Annotated in this window: 12 protein-coding genes; 1 reads left to right on the forward strand and 11 read right to left on the reverse strand. The window is 40.6% G+C overall.

The window, feature by feature from the left end:
• Positions 1 to 349: 349 nt before the first annotated feature.
• The 7 genes from G7074_RS00780 to G7074_RS00810 all read right to left on the reverse strand — a co-directional run bounded on the left by G7074_RS00780 (position 350) and on the right by G7074_RS00810 (position 11,932).
• Positions 350 to 1,882, reverse strand: a complete 1,533-nt coding sequence (locus G7074_RS00780) for a redoxin domain-containing protein (protein WP_166206167.1) — start codon at positions 1,880 to 1,882, stop codon at positions 350 to 352.
• A gap of 516 nt (positions 1,883 to 2,398) precedes the next feature.
• A complete protein-coding gene (locus G7074_RS00785; RefSeq protein WP_124561148.1) occupies positions 2,399 to 3,559 on the reverse strand; it encodes a TlpA disulfide reductase family protein in 1,161 nt (386 codons plus the stop codon).
• Positions 3,560 to 3,588: 29 nt separating this feature from the next.
• Complete coding sequence (locus G7074_RS00790; protein WP_166206170.1) at positions 3,589 to 5,052, reverse strand: RagB/SusD family nutrient uptake outer membrane protein; 1,464 nt, start codon at positions 5,050 to 5,052, stop codon at positions 3,589 to 3,591.
• An 11-nt stretch (positions 5,053 to 5,063) separates the two neighbouring features.
• Positions 5,064 to 8,498: a SusC/RagA family TonB-linked outer membrane protein gene (locus G7074_RS00795; protein WP_166206172.1), complete on the reverse strand. Its 3,435-nt coding sequence runs from the start codon at positions 8,496 to 8,498 to the stop codon at positions 5,064 to 5,066.
• Between the two features lie 400 nt (positions 8,499 to 8,898).
• The gene (locus G7074_RS00800) at positions 8,899 to 10,047 is read right to left on the reverse strand and encodes a FecR family protein (protein ID WP_240916431.1); all 1,149 of its coding nucleotides are present in this window, start codon (positions 10,045 to 10,047) and stop codon (positions 8,899 to 8,901) included.
• A 97-nt stretch (positions 10,048 to 10,144) separates the two neighbouring features.
• Positions 10,145 to 10,720, reverse strand: a complete 576-nt coding sequence (locus tag G7074_RS00805; protein ID WP_124561151.1) for an RNA polymerase sigma-70 factor — start codon at positions 10,718 to 10,720, stop codon at positions 10,145 to 10,147.
• Between the two features lie 510 nt (positions 10,721 to 11,230).
• Positions 11,231 to 11,932 (reverse strand): alpha/beta hydrolase, encoded by a 702-nt coding sequence (locus tag G7074_RS00810; protein WP_166206174.1) that lies wholly within the window; start codon positions 11,930 to 11,932, stop codon positions 11,231 to 11,233.
• A 276-nt stretch (positions 11,933 to 12,208) separates the two neighbouring features.
• On the opposite strand from G7074_RS00810, the gene G7074_RS00815 reads away from it, so the two are divergent.
• Positions 12,209 to 12,667, forward strand: a complete 459-nt coding sequence (locus G7074_RS00815; protein WP_166206177.1) for a GNAT family N-acetyltransferase — start codon at positions 12,209 to 12,211, stop codon at positions 12,665 to 12,667.
• Positions 12,668 to 12,845: 178 nt separating this feature from the next.
• Here the strand turns inward: G7074_RS00815 and G7074_RS00820 are convergent, their stop codons facing one another.
• The 4 genes from G7074_RS00820 to G7074_RS00835 form a co-directional block, all read right to left on the reverse strand.
• Positions 12,846 to 13,637, reverse strand: coding sequence for an alpha/beta hydrolase (locus tag G7074_RS00820; RefSeq protein WP_166206179.1), 792 nt, complete (start codon positions 13,635 to 13,637; stop codon positions 12,846 to 12,848).
• 86 nt (positions 13,638 to 13,723) lie between these two features.
• The gene (locus tag G7074_RS00825) at positions 13,724 to 14,596 is read right to left on the reverse strand and encodes an AraC family transcriptional regulator (RefSeq protein WP_124561155.1); all 873 of its coding nucleotides are present in this window, start codon (positions 14,594 to 14,596) and stop codon (positions 13,724 to 13,726) included.
• A gap of 285 nt (positions 14,597 to 14,881) precedes the next feature.
• The gene (locus G7074_RS00830) at positions 14,882 to 15,763 is read right to left on the reverse strand and encodes a helix-turn-helix domain-containing protein (RefSeq protein ID WP_205944133.1); all 882 of its coding nucleotides are present in this window, start codon (positions 15,761 to 15,763) and stop codon (positions 14,882 to 14,884) included.
• A gap of 171 nt (positions 15,764 to 15,934) precedes the next feature.
• Positions 15,935 to 16,411 (reverse strand): DUF4822 domain-containing protein, encoded by a 477-nt coding sequence (locus G7074_RS00835; protein WP_166206182.1) that lies wholly within the window; start codon positions 16,409 to 16,411, stop codon positions 15,935 to 15,937.
• Positions 16,412 to 16,639 lie beyond the last annotated feature (228 nt).

A 16,639-nucleotide genomic window follows, 5' to 3' on the forward strand; every position in this document is an offset into this window, starting at 1 on the left:
AATCATGAAAAACGTTTCATCGCGAAATACCGCCGGAATCTATGTAATCAATATTTTTGTGCCATTATTCTCGACATTAAATTGAACGTATATTCAAAAGCCCATATTTGTTTCATCACACTTATGACACTACGGACTAAAATATCCTGCATATTTTAGCAAAAATGAGCACAGTCGCATTCCAACGCCTGTGCTCCCTACTTATTCACGATTTCAATTATCTTAAGGAATTTCGTTTAGAACCTTCCCCCCTTCTTACCTTCCTGTAGATCTTTCGGTTTTCATTTCCCTTAGCATAGACAATCAATTTAGGTTCTTTCTCCTTTGGCAATTTCAGATAAAGCATATTTTAATCCTTTTTACTATTCATCAGTATTTTGATCATTAGCTCCAGGTCATCCTCGCTATCTCCGTCTGTCCTAAAGTTGGAGAAGATCAAACGGCCTTCCTTATCTATCAGGAAATTCACAGGCGCGGCACCTCGATTATCCAGATTTCCCTTCAACCTATCCTTTTGATCCTCCAAAGGTGTAAAACTATAACCGCTGCCTTTCATAAATGGCACCACGTAGTCATTTTGTTTGGATACAATATTAATCCCCAGATATTCCAGGTTCTGACCTTTGAATTTTCTAACCACATTTTCAAAATGTGGAAACTCACCACGGCATGGGCCACAACCCGGAAACCAATACGTCAACAGCACTACTTTACCCTTATAATCGGCAAGAGAAGCCTCGCCGGTGGTCAAATAACGCTTTAAGCCATTAAATGGCGTCGCAATTTGTGCACCTGCGTTCAGTCGTGTCCATATATCAGCATCAGCCTGATCTGGTTTTTTACCCAACTTTTCAGCAAAGCCAGCTATTGCTGTTCTCAGGGAGGTGGAAGGAGTTTTAGCGAAAGCCACAATCAAACTGTCGTAAGCTCCAATGGTATTGCCTGCTATATCATCAGCCTTTGCTTTTAATAAAGCGAGATCTGTTTTAAAATCAGAATATCTCGATAGTTTTAACTGCTTTAGTACATCCATAGCTTCAGCACCTTTTTTCTGATCCAAGAGGGCTTTTGCTTTCGCAACTATTTGTGCCTGTAATACCATGTCAGGCCATTGTTTTTTCCCCTCTTTTTCGGTTTTGGCCATTTCCTGCGCCAAAATCACCGCCTTTTCGGGTTTTTCGGAAAGAAGCACAGTATAATAAGATGACATGCCGCCTGAGGACCAGCCAAATTTACTCGGCGCAAAACTATTGCGTAGCAACTCAAAAATTTCCAGTTTGTCAGCCAGTTTTTTGGATCGTACACCCAGCCAGTACAGTGCCTGTGCCCCACGTTCATCATTAGGAAATTTTTTAGCTACATCGAGGCTCATTTGTTTCCATTTCGCTTCATCAATATTCTGAAATGAGGACGCATAGTAAAAAGCATAATTCGGATTTGAAGGGTCTGACTCAGTTGCTTTGGCCAGATAACCGCGTGATGCATTAAAATCGCCCCAACGTTCTCCATCTATCCACAATCCTCCCCATGCATCAGTGAATTTAGGGTCAATCGCCACCGCCTTTAACAGGTAAGGCTTAGCCTTAGGACTTTCCTGGTTCAAGTACGCCTTCGCAATTCCATAAGGAACCATTGCTGATTTTGGAAATTTATTCATCCATAAGTCATACTGAGCCTCCAGCTTAGGGTCCTCAATACCTACTGCCTTCGTATAAGCCTCGTGAACACTTAAACTACCTGGATTTGCTTCTACCGCTGCTTTTAATTTAGCGAGCTGTGCTTGGTTTGAAGCTACCTCTGCTTTGCCATGTTGGGCAAAAACAACAACAGGAAGCGCAAAACTGCTCAATAAAAGACCGTACATTACTATTGTTTTTTTCATCTGTCTATAATTTTGGTTTAATGATAGAGCTATCATGTCCCTATTATTCTAATTGATTAAAAGATCATGATGGTGCTATCCAATTGTTTTTAATAAGAATTTTGAATGATTTGACCCCGGATGGCATCTATTTCAACGCCGTTGATCGGTACCAACAAACGTTTTACATCCAAAGTATAGTTTTTTGTACTTTTATATTTACCCCTGTTGCCCCCACATCAAAAAAATCATACGTCATCGTAATGTCATCAACAGGACAATCATTTACACTAAACCTGCGAATGTCGCACCAGCGCGTGGTAAAAGACAATTTCATTCTCCACTATTCCAGTACTTTTTTGATAGCATTATCTTTATTTGTTGCCGATGGTTCTATATAGATTCTCTCCTTTTTGAACAAGTATAATTACCGCATTCATGACTCCTGTGACATCCCCCTTTCCTACCATGCACTACTGCTTTAGCCAACCGTACTTCTGCCCAATGGAGTGTATTTTTAGTTTTAGTTAAAAAGGGTTACAGGGTATTTACAAAAATTTCTGCCAATTTCTTATCCATTGCCTCGTCATTTTCACCGCCAAGACCATAACGTCCTATAATAACACCTTCCTTATCTATCAGAACTTTGGTAGGCAATGAGTGAATACCATAGCCTTTGCTGACAGCATTGGAGTTATTAGAGCTTCCCTCCGAAACGCTCAGCCCACTTAGAACATGCTTCCATACCCCGATCTGATCTTTTTCAACAGCCTTCTTCCAGCCTGCAGAATTTCCGTCATCAAAAGCTACCCCGACAATCTCCAGTCCCTTATCCTTGTACTTATTATACAACGATAATAGGTACGGATTTCCTTTCCTGCAAGGTAAGCACCAACTTGCCCAAAAATCTACCAAAACATATTTCTTTCCCCTGAAATCGGATAAATTAAATTGCTCACCATTGATGTCTGTAGAAGAAAATACTTTGGCAGTGCTTCCGGGCGATCCGCTTTTCAGTTCAACGATTTCTTTATTCACATACTTACCCGATGCACTGGTCCTGATCCTTTCAGTCCAGGAATTGTAAATTGTCGTCGCTTCTTCCAGCTTCAATAAACTCATTTTCGAACGCATCAGATAGGCTGAAACATAAGAGTCAGGATGTGCGCTGATAAATGCCAGGTCAATTTTATTCATTCTGGCTTTAAAGGGTTCTAACTTTTGATAGGCAATGGGTGCTTTTTCGTAGTCCTTTTCATTCCTGTAAGCCGCCTCTAGTGGCTCCATTTCTTTGCGTATCGGTGCTTTCCTGCTATTTAAATCTTCCAGTTCATCATTACTGTGTGAACCTTTTAAAACCAATTTTTTGAACGCCCCTTCATTCATAGACATATCCATTACACCGGGTTCTATAAAAATTGCGGCCACATTGGGATCATCCATATTCCTTAGCCCTTTAAATGCGGCAATATTGGCCATGACCGGTTCGGCAAGTTTACCCTTAAACACAAAGGCCCCATCCCGAATCACTGCACTGTCTGTTTTCTGGCCCTCACCTTCGGGATAGGAAAGATATACATAACCCGTCTTTTTTCCGGAAATCTTTCCTTTAATCCTGAAATTCGGAGCTGTGCCTTCCTGTGCAAAACCTGGCAGGCTTAAAAATGCTGCCAGGCTGTATAACAATAGGTTTTTCATACTTCGCTTAAATTAAACTTCCCTTTCATTTAATATTGATTTTGAACAATCTGTCCCTGACTGGCATCCATTTCAACATTGTTGATAGGTACCAGCAAACGTTTGGCATCCAGGGTATAAGTTTTAGGGCTGTTTATATTTACTCCTGTTGCACTTACTTCAAAGAAGTCGCGCGTTAACGTAACATCATCTGCAGGATAATCATTTACACTGAACCTGCGGATGTCATACCAGCGCATGGCAAATGGCAATTCCCTTCTCCGCTCTTCCAGTACTTTTTTGATAGCCTCGTCTTTATTTGCGGCCGTAAGCGCTACATAAGTACTCATCCTTTTTAAACGCAGTATATTTACCGCATCCATAGCGCCTGTAACATCGCCTTTTCTGGCCAGCACTTCTGCCTTATTCAGAAGCACCTCTGCGATGGTAAACCCGGCAGGGATATAACGGCCGTCGTTAAATACGGTATACCTGGTTGTAGCTGGAGTGACAACCGAAAACCTCCTCCCACCATTCGGGATTACAAAGCTTTTGTACCTCAAGTCATTTTGCGTATCGTATAGAGCTACCAAAGCAGCAGATGGAACAAACCATTGGGCTGAAGTATAAACGTAACGGGTATAATAAGATTCAGGCCAGTATAAAAATTTAACTGCTGCCCAGTCATTTAGTTCTACGTATGTCAGTACCGCAACAGGATTGGTATAGCTTGCAGTATTCCCGGCCTTTAAGGTCTTAAAATCAACCAGTTTAGTATTCAAACTACCCAATGCATTGTTGGCCTGGGTAAGGCTATTGTCCAGCTCACCGGTAAACAGGTAGAAACGGCTCATGAACGCGGCAATGGCTTTTTTACTCACACGCCATGGCTTCAGTGATTCCACATCATCAACCGCTACTTTCTGGGCTTCAGCAATATCCGATAAGATAAAATCGTAGGTTTCTTTTAAAGTGGCCCGTTTCAAAGACTCCGTATACTCAACCGTTTTTTTAATGGGCAGTCCCAGGCTGTTCAGGTTGGCAGCCGTATAAGGCGCACAATAATGATTGGCCAGTACCCAATACGAATAGGCCCTAATGAAATGGGCATCTGCCTTTACCCTTTGCCTTGTGGCCTCATCACCAGTTGCCTGGTCAATGTTTGCCAGTATCAGATTTGCGGTAAATATCTTTTTAAATTCTCCGTTCCACAGCAGATCAGAAACCTGGCTTACCAGTCCGTTTACATCCCATACATAGTATTGAAGCCTGTCAACAGTAACAGCGGTCTGTGTTCTGTAATTTTGGTAAAAGAGCTTGCTAATTTCTGTATCATCAGTAGAATTGATCGCCGTATAATTCGTTTCATAAGAAAAAGCAGTAGCATTATCTACCAAGGCCTCCAGTTGTGAAACGGTTTGGATACTGGCTTGTTTTTTAGGTTCTTCCGACAGGTACTTTTTGCAACCTGCAAGAAGAAATACGCTTATAATTGAATATTTTAATAGTTTCATGGTCGTTATTCTTAAAATTGAAGGTTAATACCAAAAGTGTAGGTTTGTGCAGGTCTGTTGGTTCCCGGAAGCCAGTCAGGGTTATAGCCTTTGCTATTGGCTCGCCAAACCAGGCCTACATCGCGCGTTTGGGCAAAGAATTTAACATTGTTTACTTTAATCTGCTCCGCTAGTTTTCTTGGCAGGTTATATTCCAGCGTAAGTTCCTTGCATTCAATATAAGAAGAGCTCTCGATTAGGGTATTCAATACCGGCGAATAGCGGTTCCATCGATACAACTGGGCTTCACTAGGTTTGGCAAAACCAGGCAGGTCCGGATCGCCAGCCAGTACATCACTAACAAACCTGTTCACCTGTGTTTTCAAGGAGCCCACAACGCCTGCAGCATAGTCAAAGGTAGGATTGCGGTAAACACCACCCATTTTTCCAATAAAAATGGCCGTCAGGTTAAAATTTTGTACCCTGATGTTGTTTGTCCATCCCAGTGTATGCGGTGGGGTTCCGGTACCTTCGTAATTCAAAAACTGCAACCCGTTGCCACCGTTGTAAAATGTAAGGTCGTTAAAACTTTGCAAGCTGCCGTTTGGCCCCGCAGCCTGTGGTACCCCGTCCTTCATCCCCATATAAGTATAGCTATATACAGGGTTCACTGGTCTTCCTTCTACAAAAACATTCCCCAAAAGCTGGTAAGGCAGGAAAGTCGGGTTAAATAAATTGTCAACATTATTGTAATTGTAAGCGTAGTTAAACGAGGTACTGTATCCAATTTTTGTGTTTGGGATAGTTAAATTTGTTCCCAGACTAAGCTCGATACCGCGATTGGTAATTTCTGCATTGTTAAATTTCTGCAAGGTAGTTCCTGTTGCCGCTGCCAGGGCAATATTACCGGTGATGTCTTTACCTTTTTTGTTGTACAGGTCGATAGAGCCAAAAAGCTTATGACCGAACATCGCAAAATCAATCCCCAGGTTTGTACTTGTTGTTTTTTCCCAACGCAGGGATGGATTGCCATTGTCGGCTACTGTGGCTACAATTGTTCCTGTAGTGGCACTAGGGCTGGTTCCTACACTCAGCAATGCTTTTGTAGAAGTAGAACCCTCAACATTTCCATTCTTTCCATAAGTCAGACGAAGTTCAAGACGGTTAAAAATGCCATTTCTTGGCATAAAATTCTCATTCATCACATTCCATTTTGCACCAACAGACCATAATGGCGACCATCGTAACTTTGGATCATCTGTAATGAAGTTTGAGGCATCACTTCTTACACTTCCGCTAAGGGTGTATTTATTGTCATAAGTATAGGAAGCGTTTCCATAAAAGGAAACATATTTATTCCTTACCCAGTCAAATACAGTATTTCCACCCGGAATCGCATTATAAAATACGCCCCCCGTGAAATCCAGAATCGGATCAGCAGCACTGCCATAACCATAAGGAGGTGTTGTGGCCTGCAGCTTATCCGGAGCGTATCCATACACATAAGGATTAGCCCTTGAAGAGGTGGTATATTTTGAAATTTCCATCCCTGCAATTGCGGAGATCTGGTGCTTTTTAGCAATCAGTTTATCATAGTTAAACTGGTTACGCACCAGGAAACTTTCAAGATCTGCGTTACTTACATCGTAAGGCAATCCGTTTGACCTGGTAGATGCTTTTCCCTTTAAAATACCTCCTTTAGGGATATAAGATTTTACCACCACTTTAGTATTATAGTTGTAATCGGTCATCATAGTGGACAGGTCTCTTACATAAAAGGTACTTTCATCATAAATCTCTTCGTAATTTGTTTTGGAGCGCTCGTATTGGAACCTGGTGTCGAAAGTCAGGCCTTTAAGAATAGTCAGATTTAAGCCTGCCTGGATCCTGCTACTCAATACGTCATTCTTACGGCTTCTGCCCCTTACTTCGCGCAAAAGATTATAAGAGACATCGGGATAGTTGAATTTATCCAAAGGCACCTGCGAAAGCTGGTACCTATTGTAGCCTTTTAGATTTGCGCCATAGCTGCCATCATCGTTCAACAGCACTTCATAAGGCGATAATTCCTGCAATTCGGCTACAGTTACCCCACTGGTTTCCTGTTTCTTGTATTGCAGGTTGGCCGAAAGGTTAAAGTTTAAGTAGCGCGTAATTTTGAAATCATTGTTAAAGTTCAGGTTAAAACGGTCATAGCCACTCTTGATATAGCCGCTCTTATTCTGTTCGTACATCACCGAAGCATAGGTTTTAGAACGTTCTGTACCGGTTTGTATGTTGACATTGTACTGGTTCAGTACCGCTTTCTGCAGCAGCAGGTCTTTGATCTGCTGGCTGTTATCAATTGTACTCAGTCGGTCAAGGCCTGCATTCATGTCCGCGGTACTTATTCTTCCAGATTTATTGCCATACATCAACTCCTGTGCCAGTGTAAGTGGGCTAAAAATATCAAAAAACGAGTTTGTAGGTGGGTTAAATTCCCATTTGTTTTCAAAGGCCTTTCGCTCATAAGCTACCTGATCGGCCGAATTGGCCGTAGTGAGCAGTTGATTGAGGTCTGGTTTACCGGAAATCCTCGAAAAAGCACTTCCTTCTACGCTCAGCTTGCTGGCACCTTTTAATTTCTTTGTCACCACAACGATCACACCGTTTGCTGAGCGGGCGCCCCATATTGAGGCAGCTGCAGCATCCTTCAGTACAGTAATGGACTCTATATCGTTCGGATTGATGTCAGAAAAATCACTTCCCGATATCGGAAAACCATCCACTACCACCAAAGGCCTTGCTTCGGCATACAATGAACTGTTTCCCCGAATAAGAAAATCTACACTTCCATCTTCTTTTTCCCTGGCTTGCATACCGGCAACCATTCCCTGAAGCGCAGAGGAAAGATTGGAAACCGGACGATGGTCTAGCGTAGCCCTGCTTACTGAACCGAAAGCTCCCGTTGCCCGTTCTTTTGGAAGGCTCTGGTAACCGGTGCTTACCATTACATTTACTTCCTCCAGTTTATTGTCTGAAAGCTGCATCCCGATGTCTCCTAAATTTCTGCCCGCATTTATTTCTTGAGTCACATAGCCCACATAGGCGATGACCAGAATGGCGTTCTCATTTACATTACTTAAAAAGAACAGGCCCTTTTCATCAGTTACAACAGATTGGCTGGTTCCTTTTACTTTAACGGTTGCCCCTACCAGGGGATTTTTCTGTTGATCCAAAACCCGTCCACTGACATCAATGCGCTGAAATCGGGCAATGATATAATCGAATAAGGATGCCTCTTCTTTCTTTTTAATCACTACTGACTGTCCGTCAATCTTATAACTCAATGCAAAGTCCTTTAGAACAGTCTGCATGGCAACATCAATGCTTACATCATCAAGCGAAATATCCAGCGACTTATTTTTTGGTATAATTTTACCATCATAGTAAAAGTTATATCCACTTTGTTTTCGGATTTCATTCAATGCTGTCTCCAGTTTGAGATTTCGTTTATTGATATTGATTCGCTGTGCAAATCCAGCTGCACTGACCTGTATGAGGGATGCTATTAATATTACGGTGGTTAATCGCATAATTAGCAATATTTTATGGTATAGCAGAGCTGTACCCCGTTTCCTGGTATTAATTTTATACATTTGTTGTTTAGTTTGGTTAAGCATTTGCCTGTACTTTCCACGGTGGAGGCGCTTGCTGTGATATTTGATTATTAATTAATTATTCCAAACTGCAACCAGGGGTGTTACAAGCATTCCTGGTTCGTTTTTTTAGCCTTAGCTTTGCTGTCGTAGTCTTTTTCTCATCCTGCTGATTTTGAATGTTAAATAATTAGGTTAGTTAGATATATTTCATAAAAGATGATTCTGGTTATTTTGACACGTAGATTTTTCTACCTTCAATTTTAAAATGCACCTGTCCGCTTGATTCAATAAGCTTTAATACAGCTGAAAGCTTACTATTTCGAAAAATCCATCCCCCTGCCTCCAGTTCATCCGGAACTGATAGGTCATAAATGACTTCTACGTCATACCATCTGGAAATTTCTTGCATGGCAGTTTTCAAATTTTTCCCACTGAGATCAAAACCGCCATCCTTCCAGGCCGTAATTTTTTCAATATCTACCTTATCGACCACAATAGACTGTCCATTATTTAAGGCCTGTTCACCAGGCTTTATAATTTTGGAGGCATTTGTTTTTGAGGTCACTTTGACCGAACCTTCCAATAAGGTCGTCGCAATGGCTGCCCCATCGTTATAAGCATTTACATTGAAATGGGTACCCAATACTTCAACTTCCTGGCCTTTACTCTCTACTACAAAGGGATGCGCTTTATCTTTTGTGATTTCGAAGTACCCCTCACCTTCAAGTCTTACCCTGCGTTTTCCACGCTCATTAAGACTAGCAGAATACGTTAAGCTTGAAGCTGCATTTAACCAGACTTTAGATTGATCCGGTAAGATTAACACATAAGTTTCTCCCTTAGCGGTGGAAAGGGTATTGATCTGGTGATCCCCGTTTGTGTTTCCCTCAATCTGGTAAACAAGCTGGCCATCTGTTGTTTTACTCACACGGATACCGGTTTCGGTCGCAATCTCACCATTAACAGCATCAGCCAGCTTTATTTTTTCTCCACTTGCCAAAGTCAAAGTCGCACCTACCTTTCCAGGAGCAATATCATTTTTGTAAGCAAGCTGATCAGGCTGCTTTTGTTTATTATTCAGATTGAAATAAAACAGTCCGGCACCAAAAAACACTAGCACAATTGCAGCGGCAATCGCAATACGGGGCCATAATTTAAAAGAATGTAATTTTAATTGTCCATTATTGATCTGGGCATAAATATCTGATCTTAGCTCTGCCTGAATAGCCTGCTTTGCTCCAATATTCAAACTTTCCCATTCAGGGTATTCCCTGATAAACGAATCAATGTGACCGATATAGATCGCCATTTCTTCAGTGGTTGCAGTTCCCTCGGATACTTTGGCGGCAATCTCTATAATTTCTTTTTTCTGCATTACGCTAAGGTTAATATAGTGTAAAGCAATCCTCAGGTAGGTTATCCCTTGCCTGCAAAAGAAATTTTCTTAAAAAAAACACACAAACACCTGGCTATCAGAAGAAAAAAAATAAAATAGGATTACCTTTTCCCAGCTTTTCTTTCATTTTTTTGAGTGCCGCTGTGATGTGACCTTCCACAGTCTTTTCCGAAATATTCATTTTCTCGGCTATTTCCTTATTGGATAGCTGCTCGAAGCGGCTCATTGAAAAAACTTCCCGGCAGCGTTCAGGCAGTTCTTCCGTAATTCTATGAATCAGCGATTCAAGCTGGCGGACTTCCATCAGCATGCTCTCATCAATCGGTGCCCTATCTTTCTGGGAAATCCCAAGATAAAATTCATTCCTTGCTTTATTTGCCCGGATATAATTTGCCGTTTTGAACCTTACCGCCGTAAGTAGATACCCTTTACAAGAAGTTAAATTCCATTGATCACGATGTTCCCAAAACCAGATAAAGATATCCTGTACGATGTCCTTACTACTGCTATGATCCCTGAGGATATTATAAGCCATGCCATATAAAGCACTCCAATGCCTGTTATATAATTCATCAAAGGCGGTATAATCCCCTTCTTTTACAAGAAGAATCAAGTACTCCTCGCTTTCCGACTTTAGAGATTTAACAGACATGCAATCCTTTCCAAAATATAATTTATGGCTTTTTAAGCGCAATGTTACTTAATTTCCTGAATACAACAATAAGATAGTCAATATTGAGTTTTGATTTCGCTCAATAGTTAGTTTGGTTCTCAATGACAAAATAAGAATAGTAAAAAAAACGGACACTATCCTAAAACAGTGCCCGATTAAATTAACGCTCTCAATAACTAAGTTATATAAATTCCATACGTTATCAAATAAAATTATCGATGAGTTTTTTGATCAGGGTTATTTGAAATTCATAGTACAACAGACTCATTTATTGAATAATTCAACTATGGACAGCATCAGCCAGACAATAAAACGTGGTAATCTTTATCAGATGAAATGATACCATTAACTACAAACTACCTGAAGACTTAATCCTATTCAGGTATGATGAAGATCACCATTGCCTAAATACCAAATCTATGGGACACGATAACAGCACAAAAACCGCATGTCCCTACGGACATGCGGTTCAAATAAAAGCAATTAAAATTAAACTTCTGATACTTTTTCAGCGGCTTCAATAATCACATTTGCAACTATTTCAGGCTGCGACATGAAGATGACATGGCTTCCTTTAACTTCAGTTACCCTGGTATCAGAGCGGCGGTACATGTTTCTTTGTATTTCCGGATCAATGCTTTTATCCTCAGTTGCTACCAGCCCGTAAGCAGGTTTATGTCTCCAGGCCGCGTCGGTAATCGGGCTCACAAATCCTTTGGCATAAAAGGCACCTTGTGAAGCATACATAAATTCAGCTTCTTCGGCGTCAATATCTGCGCAGAAACCAGCGTGATATTTATCTTTGGCGTAGTATACAATGCCTTTCTCATCCGGAGGAAGCACGCCATTCTCAGGTGCAGGCGGCACGGTTTGTAACCATTGCAAGGCCGATTCACCAGTGTCTGGCTGAAATGCTGCAATATAAACCAGGGCAGCTACATTTGGATGGTTTCCCGCTTCTGTAATTACTGCCCCTCCCCAGGAGTGTCCCGCAAGAATTGCAGGGCCACCAATCCTTTCCAAAGCAACATGAGTTGCCAGAACATCATCTTCCAATGAAGTTAAAGGGTTTTGTACTACCGAAACATTATAGCCTTTTTTTGTCAGTTCGTTATAAAGTGCTTTAAAGCCAGAACCATCGGCAAATGCGCCATGAACTAATACCACATTTTTTACATTTAGATTTTCCATTGTTTTATTGATTTAAAAGTTTATAAATAATTGAACAATACAAAGATGCGTCGAATATCAAGGCACCTTATTAGAGTGATTTCCCGTCTATTTGTAATTATTTCCCTTTCTGATCAAGATCACCCATACAGTTAGAGAAATTTTGGTTTTTCTATGGCGGACAGCTTACATAATTCAGTATAAACTGTACATTTTGTAACTTTACACCATACATTGATATGGTATATGAAAGTTCGGAAATTAAATTCTAAATAAAGTTACGGTATCCGTCAACTTATGGAAAACGAAGCCAGTCTTTATAAATCCATGCGGTTGGAGGCAATCCAAACTGAGCCAGCCATGTTCAGGTGTACCACTCCTGCGGAAGCTGACCTTACTGATATTCAGTGGCTGGAGCGGGTAAAAGATCCGAGAGCCGTTTTTGGCCTTTTTGCAAATGATGAGTTTGTAGGCATGACCAGTATTTTGCTAATAAATGAAGAGGAAGGGTATATGGGCCAGTCCTATATCCAAAAAGAACACAGAGGAAACGGGCTATCTGCACTTTTTTATAAAACAAGGATGGCATGGGCATTGGACCATCAGTTAAAACGTTTATGTGTAAGCCACCGTGAGAGCAACCTCATTTCCAAAGCCGCCAATCAGCGTTTTGGTTTTCGCTATAGTCATCGGGAACCCTGCAGCTGGCTTGACGGCACTACCGAAGATGTGCTCTATTATGTACTGAACTTATAAACTGTAAAAACTAGATAATGACTGGAAGGAATCAGGAATATAATAACTATAAAATATCTGTTTCGCAGACTACGAAGATGTTTTTTTCCTGTTTTTATTTTCAGAATAAAAAAAGTCAATCATCCTTGATATCTTAAAAAGATAAAGGATGATCGACGGTCAGTAATAAAAGGTGCAATTATTTTTTTGATACTTCTTTGGCAGCTTGAATAATGACAGCAGCTACTTTCTCCGGTTGCGAGCTATAAACGGCATGACTGCCTTTGATCTCGGTAACTTTGGTATTGGAACGTTTGTACATATTGCGCTGAATTTCAGGATTGATGCTTTTATCCTCTGTAGCTACAATACCAAATGTTGGTTTAACTCTCCATGCAGCATCTGTAATGTTGTTTACAAAACATTTGGCATAAAATGCACCTTGAGATGCGTACATGAACGCTGCTTCTTCTTTACTCAGGTCTGCGCAGAAACCAGCATGGAACTTTGCTTTGTCGTAGTAGACAATCCCTTTATCATTAGGTGGCAGAACGCCGTTTTCAGCAGCTGGCTGGGCGGTCTGGAACCATTTCAGTGCTGATTCGCCATTGTCCGGCTGAAAGGCGGCAATGTATACCAGTCCTGCAACTTTAGGGTGGTTACCAGCCTGTGTAATTACGGCCCCTCCCCATGAGTGACCTGCGAGAATAGCGGAGCCATCCTGTGCATCAAGCGCAAGTTTTGTTGCCGCTACATCGTCTTCAAGTGAGGTCAATGGGTTTTGAACAACGGTTACGTGATAGCCCCGTTTGGTAAGGGCTTCATAAACACCTTTGTAGCCAGAGCCATCTGCAAATGCACCATGTACCAATACTACATTCTTTACTTCCTGGGCGTTTGCTTCATTAACAGAACCTGCGATGGTAGCCAATACTACTGCTGTGGCTAAAACCACACTTTTAATTCTGTTTTTTAGATTTAGAGTTTTCATTTTCTTTGCAGTTGATGTTTTATGTTTGAATCAACACTACAAAGTTGCACTGAAAAGCTACGCCGGATAATTAGCAGATTTCCCGATTAGTTGTGATTATTTCCCATCTTTAATCCAATCGGTGCATTTCTGAAATCCGAAGGCGACTGGCCCGCATTTTTTTTAAAGAAATTCGAAAAGTAAGCTACATCCTCAAACCCCAGATCATAAGTTATATTTTTTACAGATTTGTCAGTATAAAACAAAAGTCGTTTAGCTTCAGCCATAATCCTTTCCTGGATGATTTGTGAGGGAGTTTTCTGTGCGAAAATTGCAAAAAGATTTGATAGGGTCTTAGGTGACTTACAAAGTGCATCAGCATAAAAACTAACTGAATGCTCTGATTTGAAATTAGCCTCCACCAGGAGATTGAATTTCCGAATGATATGGAACCTTTCATCCTGAAGTTTTTTGACAGGAATATATCCCGATTTTGCCAAACGGGTCGTATAAATAATCAGACGTTTTAATAACACGAGCAGCATTTCATTCTGGATATTATCCGAGGTTTCAAACTCCTGAATAAAAACGTCCAATAGCAATTGCAGCTTTTGTCTTGAAAGCACATCCAATTCAATGAATAAATGATCAGTACTGCTGAACAAAAATCCTACACAACTTACTTCGTTATCGTGATCGATGATACAATAAAATTCGCGATTAAACTGCCAGGCAACAATACAAGCAGAATTTTCAAAACCAAAAGACTGATTAAATAAAAGCGTGACCAAAGAATTGGCTGGAAAGTCGAATTCCGCCCCATCAATGGTAATTCGTTGGCTATTTTGGGTAGGGTTCCAGGCAATGGTAAAATATTTATCAAAGCGATCCCTGGTCAACGGTAACCTGTCAAAACCTGGTTCCTCTTTAAAAAGCAGCAATTCACCGCCCGTATTCTCTTCCTTTAGTTTAAGCCTCATGATAGCTCATATTAAGTGTACAATATATCGAATCGGCTTTCAAAATCCAAAAGAAGAACAAGTGTAATGAGTCCCCATATGTTTGCTGATCCTCTTCGAAGGTCCAACCGCATGTATTAAGTGTTGCTTTTCATTCCAGAATAGGGTAACGTTTCGATTCACCTAATCTTTTAGCTTTGTATTTCATTTCAATAGAATTCTCCTCATTTTCTTGACGATGTGGTTGCAACATCATACAACGGGCATAGCTATAACCTTGCAGATTTCCGGTGGTTATTAAAAAAATTATCCTTTTTCCCGGAATTCGGTCGGTGAGATCCCGGTCTGGCTTTTGAAAAAATTGGAGAAATAGGCATGATCTATAAAACCAAGCTCGAAAGCAATTTCTTTAATAGATAGACCGGTAGTTTGCAAGAGTCTTTTAGCCTCCGTTCCTACCCGCTGCTGTATCAGTTGGGTTGCGGATATTTTTAAATGTTTCTGGCAAAGAATATTCAGGTAATTGGCAGAAATATTCAGTTTATCAGCATAGAACCTGGTTAGTTTCACTTCTTTAAAATATTCATCTATCAGCATATTGAAGGTAGCCAATCGTTTATTGGATTGATAGACCTTAAACTCAGTAAAAGCAAGCTCCGCTTCCCTGCTAACAATCGCCGCAATGACCGCAGCACGTGCACTGATCAAATGCACCAGGGAATCCTCACGTTCCAACTCATTTTTGATGGCATCAAATTCATAAAGCAATAGACTGAAAGCATTGCCTGTTAATTGTATTACCGGGTGATTCTGATAGTTGGTAAATGAAAAGCGGAAGTATGGGGCAAATTTCTCAAAAAAAGCACGTTCGACCATGAGTTGGTAACCAATAGTGCCTTCACTGATATTCCATTTATGTACTTGTCCTGGAAACAATACGTGCACTTGGTGATTGCTGATTGTGTGGTCGATGGAATCGATTGTGTGAACCCCCTTAGCGTTATCAAAGAGGTTGATGATAAAAAAATCGTGTGCATGGGCTTTTTCTATGATCCTTTTGCCGTGCAGTTCATTGAATAAAATCTCCTCCCGGCCTGCCAACTGCCCTTCCCGAAATCCCTGAATACTGATCATCGATATAGAATTCGCTTTTTTCATTCCAGTTAAGGCTCTAATTGAAGTTTTCATCCATCAATATAAACAGTTAAAACATTAAACGAAAGAAATTCCATCCATCGGCTTTAACTGGTTGTGGAATTTATAAAAAAATCCGGACCAATCAGCTAAATATTGATTAATCCGGATCCGTTTCAAAAGCTACATTTAGCGCATAGCTAAATGATGGCGCTAACGTTTCACTTAAGGTTCCTTATGTGTGGTTGGGGTATGGATAATATCGAAATAAACGGCTTTATCACTATTGTTTGGATAAATTCTGTAGGTAAATTCCTGTTTGGTCAACACTGTGATATCCACTATTCTTGTAAATAGCGTGACGCCGGCATCATTCTTTGCCACAATAGTCCGGGTTTTGCCATCAGCAGATACTGACCAGTCACCATGCATTTTCGGTGAGTTATCCAGGTTGTACATGGTAAAGGTACCGTTAGATTTAAAATACGCGAAGCCAACGAAATTAGAAACGTTAGCATCTGTCAATACCACATTTTCTCCTTTATTGTTTTTGGCATTTGTGGTTTCCCATGCTGTACTCGCCAGCACCTCACTTGGTGTCAATGGCTTCTCATCCACAATTTCATCTTTGCTGCAGCTAAAAAATGTTGTTGCGAGCAGTGCTAGAATAAGTGCGAATTTTAATTTTTTAAAATGTTTCATTGCTATAAATTTTATAACAAAATTAAAACGTCTATACCCAAATCTCTTGCTGTATTCATCCTAAGACTTGAAAAATTTATAACAACATCTACTCCTTAAATAATTTTATGCTTTAGTTTATCCAAGATAAATATTAAACAAATGTTTTTGCCTTTAGTGGGGGGCGCTAAAAGTGGTTCTTCTCCACCTTTTGGTTGTCGACCAGTCTGCAGAAAAATGAGGTTAAAA

Source organism: Pedobacter sp. HDW13 (genome assembly GCF_011303555.1).
In the GTDB taxonomy this organism is placed as follows: Bacteria; Bacteroidota; Bacteroidia; order Sphingobacteriales; family Sphingobacteriaceae; genus Pedobacter.